Origin of the sequence: Nocardioides sp. (assembly GCF_047607365.1) — a bacterium.
Classification (GTDB): domain Bacteria; phylum Actinomycetota; class Actinomycetes; order Propionibacteriales; family Nocardioidaceae; genus Nocardioides.
The window spans coordinates 47,689-61,502 of sequence record NZ_JASGDD010000124.1; the positions used below are offsets into that span (position 1 = coordinate 47,689).

The 13,814-nt window shown below is 71.7% G+C and carries 18 protein-coding genes; 8 read left to right on the forward strand and 10 right to left on the reverse strand.

Annotated elements, in window-relative coordinates; genetic code table 11:
* Nucleotide 1 precedes the first annotated feature (1 nt).
* Genes cysT through QM572_RS09795 form a run of 3 tightly spaced genes read left to right on the forward strand, consistent with a single transcriptional unit; the run spans nt 2 to nt 2,577 of the window.
* Nucleotides 2–793, forward strand: a complete 792-nt coding sequence (gene cysT / locus QM572_RS09785; RefSeq protein ID WP_415092521.1) for a sulfate ABC transporter permease subunit CysT — start codon at nt 2–4, stop codon at nt 791–793.
* Nucleotides 786–1,625, forward strand: coding sequence for a sulfate ABC transporter permease (locus QM572_RS09790; RefSeq protein WP_415092523.1), 840 nt, complete (start codon nt 786–788; stop codon nt 1,623–1,625). The genes cysT and QM572_RS09790 overlap by 8 nt, the downstream gene beginning before the upstream one ends.
* A gap of 1 nt (nt 1,626) precedes the next feature.
* Entirely contained in the window at nt 1,627–2,577 is a 951-nt protein-coding gene (locus QM572_RS09795) for a sulfate/molybdate ABC transporter ATP-binding protein (protein WP_415092525.1), read from the forward strand.
* A 248-nt stretch (nt 2,578–2,825) separates the two neighbouring features.
* Here QM572_RS09795 and QM572_RS09800 read toward each other — a convergent pair whose 3' ends face one another.
* Complete coding sequence (locus QM572_RS09800) at nt 2,826–3,284, reverse strand: RrF2 family transcriptional regulator (RefSeq protein ID WP_415092527.1); 459 nt, start codon at nt 3,282–3,284, stop codon at nt 2,826–2,828.
* Between the two features lie 181 nt (nt 3,285–3,465).
* Between QM572_RS09800 and QM572_RS09805 the strand changes: the two genes are divergently transcribed.
* Together QM572_RS09805 and QM572_RS09810 are read left to right on the forward strand one after the other, a co-directional pair.
* A complete protein-coding gene (locus QM572_RS09805; protein WP_415092529.1) occupies nt 3,466–3,819 on the forward strand; it encodes an ArsR/SmtB family transcription factor in 354 nt (117 codons plus the stop codon).
* A gap of 20 nt (nt 3,820–3,839) precedes the next feature.
* Nucleotides 3,840–5,276 (forward strand): ABC transporter substrate-binding protein, encoded by a 1,437-nt coding sequence (locus QM572_RS09810; RefSeq protein WP_415092531.1) that lies wholly within the window; start codon nt 3,840–3,842, stop codon nt 5,274–5,276.
* A gap of 12 nt (nt 5,277–5,288) precedes the next feature.
* Here QM572_RS09810 and QM572_RS09815 read toward each other — a convergent pair whose 3' ends face one another.
* The 9 genes from QM572_RS09815 to QM572_RS09855 all read right to left on the reverse strand — a co-directional run bounded on the left by QM572_RS09815 (nt 5,289) and on the right by QM572_RS09855 (nt 12,163).
* Nucleotides 5,289–5,687, reverse strand: coding sequence for a (2Fe-2S) ferredoxin domain-containing protein (locus QM572_RS09815; protein WP_415092533.1), 399 nt, complete (start codon nt 5,685–5,687; stop codon nt 5,289–5,291).
* A 20-nt stretch (nt 5,688–5,707) separates the two neighbouring features.
* A complete protein-coding gene (locus QM572_RS09820; protein WP_415092535.1) occupies nt 5,708–6,487 on the reverse strand; it encodes a CbtA family protein in 780 nt (259 codons plus the stop codon).
* A 5-nt stretch (nt 6,488–6,492) separates the two neighbouring features.
* The gene (locus tag QM572_RS09825) at nt 6,493–6,690 is read right to left on the reverse strand and encodes a CbtB domain-containing protein (RefSeq protein WP_415092537.1); all 198 of its coding nucleotides are present in this window, start codon (nt 6,688–6,690) and stop codon (nt 6,493–6,495) included.
* Between the two features lie 27 nt (nt 6,691–6,717).
* Nucleotides 6,718–7,143: a nitrile hydratase accessory protein gene (locus tag QM572_RS09830; protein ID WP_415092539.1), complete on the reverse strand. Its 426-nt coding sequence runs from the start codon at nt 7,141–7,143 to the stop codon at nt 6,718–6,720.
* Nucleotides 7,140–7,739, reverse strand: a complete 600-nt coding sequence (nthA, locus tag QM572_RS09835) for a nitrile hydratase subunit alpha (protein ID WP_415092541.1) — start codon at nt 7,737–7,739, stop codon at nt 7,140–7,142. Before nthA ends, QM572_RS09830 begins: the two co-directional genes overlap by 4 nt.
* On the reverse strand, nt 7,736–8,437 hold the full coding sequence (gene nthB, locus QM572_RS09840; protein WP_415092543.1) for a nitrile hydratase subunit beta: 702 nt from the start codon (nt 8,435–8,437) through the stop codon (nt 7,736–7,738). The genes nthA and nthB overlap by 4 nt, the downstream gene beginning before the upstream one ends.
* A complete protein-coding gene (locus QM572_RS09845) occupies nt 8,434–9,975 on the reverse strand; it encodes an amidase (RefSeq protein WP_415092545.1) in 1,542 nt (513 codons plus the stop codon). The genes nthB and QM572_RS09845 overlap by 4 nt, the downstream gene beginning before the upstream one ends.
* Before the next feature lie 115 nt (nt 9,976–10,090).
* Complete coding sequence (locus QM572_RS09850) at nt 10,091–11,143, reverse strand: phenylacetaldoxime dehydratase family protein (RefSeq protein WP_415092547.1); 1,053 nt, start codon at nt 11,141–11,143, stop codon at nt 10,091–10,093.
* 45 nt (nt 11,144–11,188) lie between these two features.
* A complete protein-coding gene (locus tag QM572_RS09855; protein ID WP_415092549.1) occupies nt 11,189–12,163 on the reverse strand; it encodes a helix-turn-helix domain-containing protein in 975 nt (324 codons plus the stop codon).
* Between the two features lie 235 nt (nt 12,164–12,398).
* Between QM572_RS09855 and QM572_RS09860 the strand changes: the two genes are divergently transcribed.
* The 3 genes from QM572_RS09860 to QM572_RS09870 all read left to right on the forward strand — a co-directional run.
* Complete coding sequence (locus QM572_RS09860) at nt 12,399–12,881, forward strand: glutathione peroxidase (RefSeq protein ID WP_415092551.1); 483 nt, start codon at nt 12,399–12,401, stop codon at nt 12,879–12,881.
* A 42-nt stretch (nt 12,882–12,923) separates the two neighbouring features.
* The gene (locus tag QM572_RS09865; RefSeq protein ID WP_415092553.1) at nt 12,924–13,484 is read left to right on the forward strand and encodes a nucleoside hydrolase; all 561 of its coding nucleotides are present in this window, start codon (nt 12,924–12,926) and stop codon (nt 13,482–13,484) included.
* A partial coding sequence (locus QM572_RS09870) for a nucleoside hydrolase (protein ID WP_415092555.1) occupies nt 13,460–13,814 on the forward strand: 355 nt, incomplete at its 3' end. The genes QM572_RS09865 and QM572_RS09870, both read left to right, overlap by 25 nt.

Here is a 13,814-nt window from a genome sequence, read left to right on the forward strand (position 1 = left end):
CTTGGCACGCCCACTCAGCGCCGGTGCGGGCCTGAGTCTCGGTGTCGCTGTCCTCTGGTTCAGCCTCCTGGTCCTGCTGCCGCTGGCGGCGATCGTCGCCACCGCTGCCGAGGGCGGGGTCTCGAACTACCTCCACGTCATCTCCGAGTCGCAGACCTGGGCGGCGGTCCGGCTGACCGTCGTCCAGGCCGTGATCGTCACCGTCGCCAACGTCGTGTTCGGCACGATCATCGCGTGGGTGCTCGTGCGCGACCGGTTCTGGGGGCGCAGTGCGCTCGGGGTCGTGATCGACGTGCCGTTCGCGCTGCCGACCGTCGTCGCTGGCCTGGTCCTCCTCAGCCTCTACGGCCCGGAGAGCCCGGTCGGCGTCCACGCGGCGTTCACGTCCCTGGCCGTCACGCTCGCCTTCGCGTTCGTGACGCTGCCGTTCATCGTGCGCACGGTGCAGCCCGTGCTCGAGGAGCTCGACGCCGACGTCGAGGAGGCGGCCGCCTCCCTCGGTGCCAGCCGGGCGACCATCCTGCGGCGGATCATCCTGCCCTCGCTCGTCCCGGCCATCGCCGCGGGCGCGGCGCTCTCCTTCGCCCGCGCCATCTCGGAGTACGGCTCGCTCGTCCTCCTCTCCGGCAACAAGCCCTTCGAGACGGAGGTGGTGTCGGTGCGGGTGCTGAGCTTCATCGAGAACGGCTCCAACGCCTCGGCCGCGTCGATCGCGTCGCTGATGCTGGTGGTCGCGCTCGTCGTCATCGTCGCCCTCGACATCGTCCAGCGACGGGTGGCCCGCCGTGGCTAGGACCACCACCAGCGGCGTCGTCCGCCTTCCCCGCCCGATCACCTGGCTGCTGCGCCTGATCGCCATCGGGTACGTCGTCATGCTGGTCGTCTGGCCGGTGGGCATGCTCGTCAAGGAGACCTTCGCCGACGGCCTCGACGCGCTCAACGCCGTCTTCACCGACGACACCGTGGTCAGCGCCCTCGAGCTCACGCTCTGGGTGGCCCTCGTCGCCGTGGCGATCAACCTCGTCTTCGGCGTCACCATCTCGATCCTGCTGGTGCGCTTCGACTTCCCGGGCAAGCGTGCGCTGTCCGCCCTGGTGGACCTGCCGCTGTCGGTCTCGCCCGTGGTCGTCGGCCTCGCCCTGCTGCTGGTCTACAACAGCCGCACCGGCTGGCTCGGCCAGCCCCTCGACGCGGCCGGCATCCAGCTGATGTACCACTCGCCCGCGCTGGTCCTCGCCACCTGCTTCGTGGCGCTCCCGCTCGTCATCCGCGAGGTCGTGCCGGTGCTCCACGAGATCGGGGACGACCAGGAGCAGGCCGCGCGCTCGCTCGGCGCCAACGCCGCCCAGACGTTCTGGCGGATCACCCTGCCGAGCATCCGCTGGGCCGTCGTCTACGGCGTCGTGCTCTCCCTCGCCCGCTCGGTCGGCGAGTTCGGCGCGGTCAAGGTGGTCTCGGGCAACATCACCGGCGAGACCCAGACCGCCACGCTCGCCGTGGAGGCGAAGTACCAGGGATTCGCCCAGCCGACGGCGTACGCCATCGCGTTCCTGCTCGTCCTCGTGAGCGTCGCCTGCCTCGTCGTGGTGGCGCTGCTCCGGAACCGCTCTGAAAAGGCCCACTGACATGTCCATCGACGTCCGCAACCTCACCAAGCAGTACGGCGACTTCTACGCCCTCGACGACGTGTCCGTCTCGATCCCGACCGGCCAGCTCACTGCGCTCCTCGGCCCGTCCGGCGGCGGCAAGTCGACCCTCCTGCGGATCATCGCCGGTCTCGACACGGCCGACTCCGGCACGGTCTCGATCGAGGGCCGCGACGCCACCAGCCTGCCGCCGCAGAAGCGCAACGTGGGCTTCGTCTTCCAGCACTACGCGGTGTTCAAGCACCTGACGGTGGCCAAGAACGTCGCGTTCGGGCTCGAGATCCGCAAGCGGCCCAAGGACGAGATCAAGCGCCGGGTCGAGGAGCTGCTCGAGCTCGTCCACCTCTCGCAGTTCGCCACCCGGCTGCCCGCCCAGCTCTCCGGCGGTCAGCGCCAGCGCATGGCGCTGGCGCGGGCGCTCGCCGTCGAGCCGACCGTGCTGCTCCTCGACGAGCCGTTCGGCGCCCTCGACGCCAAGGTCCGCAAGGAGCTGCGCGACTGGCTCCGCCGGCTGCACGACGAGGTCCACGTGACCACGGTGTTCGTGACCCACGACCAGGAGGAGGCCCTCGAGGTCGCCGACGAGATCGTCGTGATCAACAACGGCCGGGTCGAGCAGATCGGGTCGCCCGACGACCTCTACGACGCGCCGGCCAACGACTTCGTCATGGGCTTCCTCGGCGAGGTCACCAAGCTCGGCGGCCAGCTGCTGCGCCCGCACGACATCGACGTGTCCACCACGCCGGGCACCGGCGCCGAGGGCACCGTCACCCGCGTGCTCCGGGTCGGCTTCGAGGTCCGGGTCACCGTGCTGACCGTCGCCGGCGAGGAGGTCCTCGTCGAGCTCACCCGCACCCACGCCCGCAGCCTCGGCGTCGAGGAGGGCGCGACCGTCTGGCTCGCCCCCGCTCCCGGCGCCACCACCGTCTGACCGACCACCCCCACCCCACTCCCCGCCGAGTGGGGCCTTCCCTCACGCCGAATGGGGCCTTCCCTCACGCCGAGTGGGGCCTGAGGGCGGGCCGAGTGGGGCCTTTCCTCGTGACGAATGGGGGCTTGCGCGCGTCGGCCGCCGAACCGTGGCACGGAAGCCCCCACTCGGCGCATCCCGAAGCCCCACTCGGCGTGACGGGAGCCCCCATTCGGCCCGTCCTCAGGCCCCACTCGGCGTGCGTCGGATCAGTGCGGCTGCCAGGCCTCTTCGTTGGCGGTCCGGTCGGTGACGGTCGAAGGGAGAGTCCGCTCGGCGAGCTGCTCGATCGTGACGTACTCCAGCACCTCGCGCAGGGAGTCGCGGGCGGCGACCCAGACCTGCTGCAGCCCCTCGGCGTTCGCGTTGTAGGTGACCGACTCCGGCCGCAGGCCGTAGACGGAGACCAGCGGCCCGTCGACCGCCCGGATCACGTCGGCGACGGTCACCGAGGAGGCCGGCCGGGCCATCCGCCAGCCACCGGACGGGCCGCGCTGGGAGAGCACGATGTCGGCCTTGCGCAGGTCGGCGAGGATCGCCTGGAGGAAGCCGTGGGGGATCTCCTGGAGACGCCCCAGCTCCTCGGCGCTGACCGCCTTCCCGTCCTCGCGGACGACCATCTCGATGAGCGCCCGCAGGGCGTAGTCGGACTTGGCGGAGACGCGCATGGGTGAAGTTTGTCAGATTGTCGCGCGACTTCGTTCGAGAAGCCGCAGGTCAGGTGTCGCGCCGGCGCCTGCCCGGCGACTCGACGAGGGTGTCGGAGGGGCCGGCCAGGTGAGGCTGCGCGCGCAGCCGAGCGTCCGGTAGTGTTGACATGTCATCAGCTCTCGACGGATGGGGCAGGGTGTGTCTCAGCAGGGGTCACTGGTCTTCGACGCGCTCGCCGATCCGACGCGCCGCGAGATACTCCTCGCGCTCTCGGCCGGGGAGCTGGCCGTGGGGGACATCGCCGATCGCATCGAGGGGCTGGGACGTACGACGGTCTCCAGTCACCTGAGGGTGCTGCGTCTCGCCGGCCTGGTCAGCGAGCGCCGGGAGGGCCGATTCCGGTTCTACTCGATCGATCCCGCGCCCGCCTCCCATGTGGTCGGCTTCGTCGCGCAGGTCTACCGGGACGCGCTCGGCGATCTCCGCGATGGGCTGCCGGCCGCGGAGGCGCCCGCTGCCGGCTCCTCGCGCCGCCGCAGCAGCGCCGGCTGAGACCGGGCGGCAGCACTCTCGTGGGTGAGATCGTGGTCGCGGACCGGGTCTCGCTTCCGCGCGCGCCGCACGAGGCCTTCGAGCTGATCGCCGCCGGCGGGCTGCCCGGTTGGCGGCTCCCGTCGGGAAGCGCGCTTCGCCCCGGGGTGCCGCTCTCCATCCCGATCACCCTGCCCGACGCCCTCGGTGGTCAGCGGATCGAGATCCTCGGCCGGGTCGTCGCCGTCGAGGACGGCCGCCGGATCGTGATCCGCCACGAGGTTCCGTGGAAGGGCCGGGTGATCGCCGCCGTGCGGGGCGAGGGCCCGAGCCGGTCGACGGTCAGCGTCGCTGCGACCCTGGACGAGGAGATCCTCGCCTGGGCCGGCCGGATGACGGCGCCGCCGGACGAGCCGACCGGCCTGGCGCATCGCCTCGGCCTGCTCTACAGCGGCAGCGGCCCGGCCAACGTCTTCTCGGTGACCACCCGCAGTGCCGCCCAGCTCGGCGTCGAGCACGTCAATGCCGACGGCGGCGTGCTCGGCCGGCCGCTGGAGCTGGTCACCGGCGACGACGGCACCCATCCCGGACTCGGAGCGGCCGAGCTGGTCCGGCTCGCCCATGCTGGCTGCACGGTGGTGCTCGCCAGCGTCACCTCGGAGGTCTTCCAGGCTCTGCGCCCGGTTGCCCGCCGCTACGGACTGCTCGCGATCCACACGCCACTCAACGAGGGCGGCACCGAGGGCCCCGAGGTCTTCCGGCTGGGGGAGCGTCCCGCCGCCCAGGCGGCTGCGGCGATCCCGGCGCTGATGAGCGTCTCGGGTGGCTCGCGCTTCTACCTCGCGGGCAACGACTACTCCTGGTCCCGCGGGGCGCATCGCGCCGTACGACGGGTGATCGAGCGCTGCGGCGGCACCATCGCTGGCGGCTCCTACGCCCCGCTCGGCACCACCGACCACTCCGCCATGGTGGAGGCGATCCGCGCCAGCGGCGCCGACCTCGTCGTCTCCTCCCTGGTCGGTGCGGACGAGGTCAGCTTCGAGCAGCAGATGTACGCCGCCGGCATGCGCGCCCGGGTGCAGAGCCTCGCGCTCGTGCTGGACGAGTCGACCCACGAGTTCATCGGACCGGAGGCGAGCGAGGGGCTGTGGGCCGCCTTCTCCTACTTCGAGAGCCTCGACACCCGGGCCAACCGCGACTTCGTCGGGGCCTACCGGAGTCGATTCGGCGCCGGCGCGGCCCCGGTCTCGAGCCTGACCGAGGGCGTCTACGAGGCGGTCCATCTGGTCGGCCGCGCGGCGGCGGCCGGCGGAGCGTGGGATCCGCGTGTGATCGGGGCCGGGCTGCGGAGCGGCGTCACCTTCGACGGTCCGCGCGGTCCGGTCACCACCACCGCGACCGGGCTGAGACAGCCGATGTCGGTCGCGGTCTCGCAGGCGGGACGGCTGCTGCCGGCCGGCAGCTCGGCGCGACGCTGACCTGCGCGTGACTCAGGCCCGCGCCCGCCGTACCGGAGCGTCGGGATGCTCGAACGGTCGGCTCAGGTGGGGCCGGAGAGCACGGGGCATCGGTGCCAGCCCGGGCCCACCGGCCGCGACCCAGGCGGCGATCAGGGCGCTGACGTCGGGGTGGTCGACCTGGGCGAGCCAGACCGGTCGCGCCCCGGTCCGTCGGGCCTCGGGACGAGGAGAGACGACCACGACGTTGGCGTCGCCGCAGACCCAGAGGCAGCCCGTGACGCGGACCTTCCCGTCGGCGCCGAGCCGCTTGCCCAGGTCGGTGAGCAGGGCGTCGTGGTCGATGCCCGGACGCAGCTCGGCGTTGCCGCAACAGCACCCGCGGCAGACGCTGACGACGCATGTCGCCGTGTCTGCCGCGGGGCCGTTCATCGGCTCGGGCTGCCCGTGGCTCAGGCGGGGACCTGCGCCGGACGGACCGACGCCGACCGGGCGGGGGCGGATCGCCGTACGGTGAGGACGCCGTGGGTGAGGCTCAGCACGGCCCACATCGCCCCCAGCTGGGCCAGAGACGCGACCCGGAACTGCCAGATCAGGTCGGCCGGAACGTCCGACGGGATCTCGGTGCCCGTGCGGGGCAGCAGGGCCAGCGCGATCAGCCCGGCGGCGACGACCGCGATCCCGGCCGTCCAGCGTACGTCGGCGCCCTTGCCGCGTTCGCCGAGCAGACGATCGATCGCGAAGACCGCGGCGATCACCGCGACCGTCAGCACGATCACCAGCAGGTAGTCGATCGTGCGCCGGCCGACCGTGTCGGGGTCGCCCACCGCCGGCGGGTTGGCCGGCATCAGCAGAGCCGGCACGAGCGCGAACGAGGCGAACCCGAGCAGGCCGAGCATCAGGGATCGACCCACCTCCGAGTGTCCGGGCAGCCGGTGCCGACTGCGGGCGAAGGCGACGGCGAAGGCCAGCCCGAGCAGGGCTCCGACGATCACGACCGTGATCGCGCCACCGATCTGCTGCTGCAGCCGGCTGACGATCTCGCCGGCTGCCTCGTGCGAGTGCTCGTGGACGTGGCCGGTGGTCGCCGACTCGCGCGCCTCCTCGATGCCGATCGACCGGTTGATCAGCGGTTCGACGGTCGTCACCAGGACGGCGACGGCCGCCACCCCGCCGAGCGCGCCGGCACCTGCGCCGTTCAGGAGGCGTCGCCCCCAGCTGGTCTCGGCCACGGCGGTCAGTGGCAGGGCACGCCGAGCGCGTGCCGACCGTCGTGGGTGACCTCGTGCAGCCAGTGCGCGGCGCCGGCCGAGAGGAGGGTGCCGTTCTCCTGCACGAGCAGGTAGACGGTGAAGAGCGACAGCGCGAGCACGGCCCAGGCCCAGAGCGGGACGGAGCCGACGGCGGTCGGGGTGAGCGTGGTGGGTGAGGACATGTGAGGCTCCTTCGAAGGGTCGTCGCGTCAGGCGCGAGCAGGGTCGATCGCGATCGGCTCGAGGTGAGCCTCATGATGGTTGCGATTGGCGGGGGTGGCGAGGACGTCCCTCGTCCGGGCGTCCAGGCCGGCGGCGTCGAGCATGCCGGCGTTCCCGAGGACGGTCTCCAGGGCGGTCACCCAGTGCTCGTAGTAGGACCACGAGGGGTCGTCGAGCGTCGAACTGGTCGCCTCCCACTCCTTGATCGAGTCGATCAGAGCACCCTGGAAGCTGGGCCAGTGGTACTCACCGGCGTTGTGGGCCGCGATGGCGATCGCGAAGGCCCGGATCTCCCAGGGCTGCTCGAAGGAGAGCTGGTCGGGACGCCCGCCCGGCAGGCCGCAGACCAGCTGCTCCACGACACGGCGCTGGTCGGCCGCGGGCAGGTCGAGGATCAGCGCGTCGATGCTCACGACGCCGCCTTCACGGGGCCGACGCCGATCATCGAGTCGCGGGTGACCAGCTCGGTGAGCTGCTCCTCGGACCAGCCCTCGGTCCCTACCGGGCGCTGCGGGAGCACCCAGTAGCGCATCTCCGAGCTCGAGTCCCAGACCCGCACCTCGACGTCGTCGCCGACGGTGAAGCCGAAGGTCTCGCTGAGCACCTTCCGGGGCTCGCGGGTGATCGCCGCGCGGTACTGCGGGTCCTTGTACCAGTTCGGTGGCAGACCGAGCACCGGCCACGGGTAGCACGAGCACAGCGTGCACACGATGATGTTGTGCACGGTGTCGGTGTTCTCCAGGACGACCATGTCCTCGCCCTGGAGGCCGCTGATGCCGAGCTCCTTGCAGGCCTCGGTGGCGTCCTCGATCAGGCGCGCCCGGAACTCCGGGTCGGTCCACGCCTTGACCACGACCTTCGCGCCGAGCTGCGGCCCGACCTCGGTCTCGTAGATCTCGACCAGGCGGTCGATGGCCTGGGCGGTCATGACGCCCTGCTCGATGAGGAGCGACTCCAGCGCCTTGACGCGGGCGGCGATCTCCTCCTGGCTGCGGGTGGTGGTGCTCATGCGGATGCTCCTTCGGTGACGAGTTCGATGTAGGGGTCCCAGACGTCGACGTAGACGGCGCCGTTGGGCTCGGCGTGGTCGGCGCCCCACAGCTCCGCGTTGGTGAACCGGACCGTGTAGACGTGCTCGGGGTTCTCGCCGAGACCGTTGCCGGCCGTGTCGGGGTAGATGAACGAGCCGTGGTGGTGGGTGATCTCGCCGACCGCGCCACGGATGTAGCGGGCGCGGCGGGTGTGGCCCCGGGGGGCGGAACGGTCCACCCGTACGACGTCGCCGACCGCGAACCGGGCGACCTTCTCGGTCTCCCGCTTGGCCGAGGCGCCCGCCGGGACGACCGCCTCGACGAAGGCGAGCAGCTCGGGGTCGTCGGCGTGCTCGGGGAGCGGGGCGTCGGGGTTCTCCAGGTAGTGCCGGGTACGGCGGTCCAGCTCGGCCATGTCGAGCTTGCCCAGCGTCTCGCCGAAGTGCTCGACGGTGTGGACCCAGTGCTCGTAGTAGGGCGACTTCAGGTAGACGGCCGGATCGATCAGCTCGATGCCGTGGCGGAACTGGTCCACGCCGAAGAAGCCCGCCCGGAAGCACATGGCGAACATCGGGAAGACGGCCTTCTCCCACTCGGCGCGGAAGACGGGCTCGTCGTCGGGTACGACGACCGGCCCCAGTCCGTCGGTGCCGGCGAGGTCGAACACTCCGTTCATGCGTTGCTCCTCACAGAGGTCGGCAGCGGGAAGCCCCCGACTGCGGTTTCGAGTGCCTGCGCGACGCGCAGGACGGTGGTGTCGTCGAACATCGAGCCGACGATCATGAGGCCGACGGGAAGCCCGTCGGCCAGGCCGGCCGGCACCGAGCAGGCCGGGTGCCCGGTCACGTCGAACGGGCAGGTGTTGGCGACCATCTCCAGTGCCCGGCCCAGGACGTCGGCGACCAGGGCGTCCGCGTCGGGGATGACGCTGGCCCGGATCGGGAGGGTGGGCATGACGAGCACGTCGTAGGAGCCCAGCGCCTCGTCGTACGCCTCGCGGAGCGAGGTCTCGAGGGCTCGCGCCATCGCGTAGTGCTTGCCGTAGGCGGTCTGGAGGGCGTACGTGCCGCCGAGGGCGACGAGCTTGACGGTCTCGGAGAAGGCGCTCGGGTCCTCGCGCCACTGCCTGCCGTAGTGGGCGATCAGCTCGGGGTCGTAGTAGCCCTTCCAGTTCATGCCGTAGCCGTTGCCCTCCACCATCTGCCAGGTCGCGCCCTCGACGGAGATGACGTCCCAGATCGCGGCACCGTGCCGGTGCCAGGGGATCGAGACCTCCTCGGCGACCAGGCCCGCGGCCTCGAGCGTGGCGACGGCGGCCCGGACGCACGCGTCCACCTCGGGCTCGGAGTTGGCCAGGCCGAAGCCCTCGGTGACCACGCCGATCCGCAGGCCGGTGGCCGGCTCCTGGAGGGCGGCGAGGTAGTCGATCGGCGCGATCGCGCTGGGCTGGCGGGGGTCGAGACCGTCGGTGCCGGCGAGGACGGTGAGCATCAGTGCCGCATCGGCGACCGTGCGGGTGATCGGGCCGAGGTGGTCGATCGACTGCTCGATCGGGAAGCCGCCGGTGTAGGGGACCAGGCCGAAGGTCGGCTTGTGGCCGACGGTGCCGCAGAAGGCCGAGGGGATCCGGATCGAGCCGCCCTGGTCGCCGCCGACGGCGATGTCGACCTCGCCGGAGGCGACCAGGGCGGCGCTCCCGCTCGAGGAGCCGCCGGCCGACCGCGTCTGGTCCCACGGGTTGCGGACGGGGCCGGTCTTGGCCGTGTGCGAGCCTCCGGAGAAGCAGAGGTCCTCGCAGACCGACTTGCCGGCGATGGTCGCCCCGGCGGCGAGCAGACGCGAGACCACGGTGGCGTCGGTGTCGGGGGTGTAGCCCTCGACGGTGGTCGAGCCGTTCATCATCGGGACGCCGGCGACGGCGACGTTGTCCTTGATCGCGGCCCGCAGGCCGGTCAGCGGCCCGTCGGAGGCGCCCGCGATCTCGGCCCGGACGTACCAGGCGTTGAACGGGTTCTCGGTCGCCTCGGGACGGGTCCAGTCGCGCTGGGGGGCGACCGGCGCGATCTCGGCGTAGAGCTCCTCGACGACGTTCCACGACTGGAGCAGCCCGGAGGCGGCGCCGTGGTAGACCTCGAGGTCGGAGGGGCTGATGTCGAGCCGGGCGGCCTCGGCGAGGCGGCCGATGGCCTCGAGGTCGGGCTGGTCGAGCGGCATGGGTTGTCTCCTACGAGTGAGGGTGGCTCGCCGCGACGTCGAGGTCGCGGTGGCACGGGACTCTGGTCTGGTCAGATTCATATGTCAATGGATGTCGACATATGGACGGAAAATGTCACACCCCCGAAACGTCGCGGAGCATGCCGGTGCCGGCGTGGCAGTTGACGTACTCGAACAGCTGGTGGGCGCCGTCGGAGACGGAGACCTCGTGGTAGAGCCGGAGCTTCTCCAGCCCGGCGGCGACCTTGAAGAACGTGGTGAAGATCCGCAGGTGGGTCGGGTGCGACTCGGCCCAGCGCTCGAGCTTGTCGAGCGAGGACCAGTGGCCGATGTTGTAGCTCTCGTCGAGCAGGTTGCCGTCGAGGTCGATGCTCCGCACGAAGCGGTTGCTGTAGCAGCCCACGTCCCGGCCGTTGTCGCGCAGGAAGTCCATCCCCGCCTCCAGCGTCGGCAGGATCTCGTCGAGGTAGAGCGATCGCTCCTCGGGGCCGGCGTCGATCCAGTCCTGTCCCGAGCGGATCAACGCGATGTTGTCGTGGCCGCCCACGACGACCCGGCCGCCGGCGGCGGGGTCGCCTTCCAGCACCGTGAGGGCGCCGCGCTGCTGCATCCAGTCGGTCTGCGACAGCGGCATCCGCTCGCGCATCGAGCCCCAGTAGCCGTGCTCGTTGATCTCCCCGCTGATCCGGTTCATCACCGAGCCGATCCCCGGCAGCCGGTCCTGGAAGGCGTAGAGCGTCTCGAGCTGCTCCACTCGCGGAGCCGTGACCTCGCGGAAGTGGCCGAGTCCGTCGGTGAGGCGGTCCTCGGAGTCCCACCAACCGGCGACCTCCGTGGAGGTGCGCCACACGTCGTACGTCGCGACGTCGGGCCAGTAGGCGACGACCATGAGGTTGTGGAAGCCCCGGTTGTCGACGTGGTGGGTCAGGTCGTGGCTCAGCGGACCGGCGTCAAGGTCGAAGGTCGACACGAGATGGCGGAGCGTGGCGAGCGCCTGGTCGCGACGGCTCTCGTCGGCGTACTGCACGCCGAGGTAGGCCATCACGACCTGCTCGACGCCCGTGTCGCCGCGGCCGACCCACATCGGGAACGGCGGCTGGTAGTCGTCGGGGACGCGGCGGCTGAGGCTGCGGGGACAGACGAGGTGCTGGTCGATTGCGGATTCCATGGCACCGACGCTAGGAATCGCGGCACCGGCCTCCGTAGGACGGGACTATCCAGCCCTTGACGATGGCTCCACAGTCGTGAGCGAGGTCGACAGCCGACGCAATTCGCCCGGCGGCAGGTCGAAGCGGGCCTTGAAGAGGCGGTTGAAGTGCGAGGGGTCGGTGAGGCCGTGGCGCTGGCCGACGGCGGCGATGGAGAGCGTTCCCTGGGCGGGATTGGCGAGGTCGCGGTACGCCGCCTGGAGGCGGCGCTCGCGGATGTACCCGGCCACCGTCCAGCCGTCCTGGGCGAAGATCCGGTGCAGGTAGCTGACCGAGATGCTGCACGCGGCGGCGACCGTGGCCGGACACAGCTCGGTGTCGGCGAGGCGGTGCTCGATCACCGCCTGCGCCGCCTCGCGTAGCGCGGAGACGCCCGGGAGGCGCGGTGGCTCGGCCGGAAGGAGGGCGGTGAGGAAGCCGACCAGGCTCTGCTCCATGGCGAGCCGGTGGCCGGAGTCGTCGCCGAGCCCGTGGCGGGCGATCGCGCGGACCAGGTCGCGAGCCACCGCCACCATTCCGTCGCGGCCGGACAGGGCTCGCGCGGTGCCGGCACGGACGGCCTGCTCCGGCACGGGCAGGAGCTGCTTGGGCACCAGTGCGATGGTGTAGTCGAACGGCTCCGGCGTGGTGAACCGGAAGGGTCGAGAGCTGTCGTAGAAGAGCACGTCGCCGGGCCGCATGACGGCCTGCCGGCCGTCCTGCTCGACCCGGGTGGCGCCGCGGTTGAGGACCACCAGGTGCAGCACCTCCGGATCGCCTCGACGGATGTCGGCCGGTCGGCGCTCGAACTCGTGCCCGGTCGCGCGGATGCGGCGGATGCGGGTCTCGCCGAGGGAGCAGCCGGCGATCCGGCCGTCGATCTCTCGCTGGGCGGGCGTCACGCGCAGCGGGACGAAGCTGTCGCACACGTGGGAGTGCCAGTAGTCGGCTCGATCGGCGGGGGCCACGTCGCTCGTGTCGACGACGGCGTCAGTGGGCATGGCGACCCTCTCCTCACGCTGGTCCGGGGAGCACCAACGTCAGTCAGGCCCGGTGCACATGTCAATCAACGTTGGCGCATTCGTGGAGAGATTTCACGTGCCTGAAACAGCGTCGGCGAGGATGGTGCGAGCACGAGACCGGTAACAACCCAGTCGTGGCCGAGGTCACACTGCCGTCCGCCATCCGGCGAGCTCGCGGCTCCGAATCACGATCCCACCATCTCGAGGAGAGCCCATGTCCACCCTCCACGACTTCGAGGCGGAGTCGCTCGCGGGCGAGCTCGTCGACCTCTCCCGCTATCGCGGCAAGGCCGTCCTGGTCGTCAACACCGCCTCGCAGTGCGGCTTCACGCCCCAGCTCGCGGGGCTGCAGCACCTCTATGCCGAGTACGCCGACCGCGGCCTGGAGATCCTCGGCTTCCCGTGCAACCAGTTCGGCGGCCAGGAGCCCGGCGACGCCGAGCAGATCGGCGCGTTCTGCACGCGCAACTACGGCGTCACGTTCCCGATGTTCGCCAAGGTCGACGTCAACGGCCCGGACGCCGCTCCCGTCTACCGGTGGCTGAAGTCCGAGCGCCGGGGCCTGCTCGGTCGCCGGATCGGCTGGAACTTCACGAAGTTCCTCGTGAGCCCCGGCGGCGACGTGGTCGGACGCTACGCGCCCGTGGTCGCTCCGGCACGGCTCGCCTCCAGGATCGAGGCCGTCCTCCCGGGCTGAGCCCGCGAGCCTCGGCCGGGGCCGCTGGCGTAGCGTTCCGGCGTGACCGTGCCCCTGTTCCTCGACTGCGACACCGGCATCGACGATGCCCTCGCGCTGGCCTATCTGCTCCGGACGCCGGGGGTCGACCTCGTCGGCATCGGCACCGTGAGCGGCAACGTCTCCGCGGCCCGGGCCGCCCAGAACACGCTCGCGCTCCTCGAGCTCGAGGGCGTCGGCGACCTCCCGGTCTTCGTTGGCCGGCACGACCCTCTGGTGGGGGGGTTCCTGGGTGGGGCGCCGATGGTGCACGGCGTCGACGGCGTGGGCGACATCGGGCTCCCGGAGCCGTCGACGCGCGTCGCGGCGCTCGACGCGGCGGCGGCCCTGAGCCGGCTGGCGCGCGAGCACCCCGGTGAGCTCCGCGTCCTCGCGATCGGCCCGCTGACCAACCTCGGCGTCGCGCTGGCGAGCGACCCGGAGCTCCCCGGTCTCATCCACTCGGTCACCCTCATGGGCGGCGCCGTGCTGGCGGAGGGGAACATCACGCCGTACGCGCCGAGGCCAACATCTTCCACGACCCCGAGGCCGCCGCGGCCGTGCTCGCCGCGCCGTGGCCGGTGACCCTCGTGCCGCTGGACGTCACCATGCGGCAGCCGCTCACGCCGGACGACCAGGCCGTCATCGGCGCCGCCGGCGCTCCGGCCGTCGCCGCGATCGGGCGGATGCTCGACTGCTACCTGGACTTCTACGAGCAGGTCTCGGGCGTCCGCGAGGCGGTCCTGCACGACCCGCTCGCGGCCGCCGTCGCCGCCGGCGACGTGGAGGTGAGCCTGGATGCGCTGACGCACGTCGTGGTCGACACCGGCACCGGCCCGACGCGCGGAGCGACGCCGTCGGATCGCCGCGCGCTCGCCGGGCCCGGAGCCGGCGACTCGGAGACGACACGGCTGC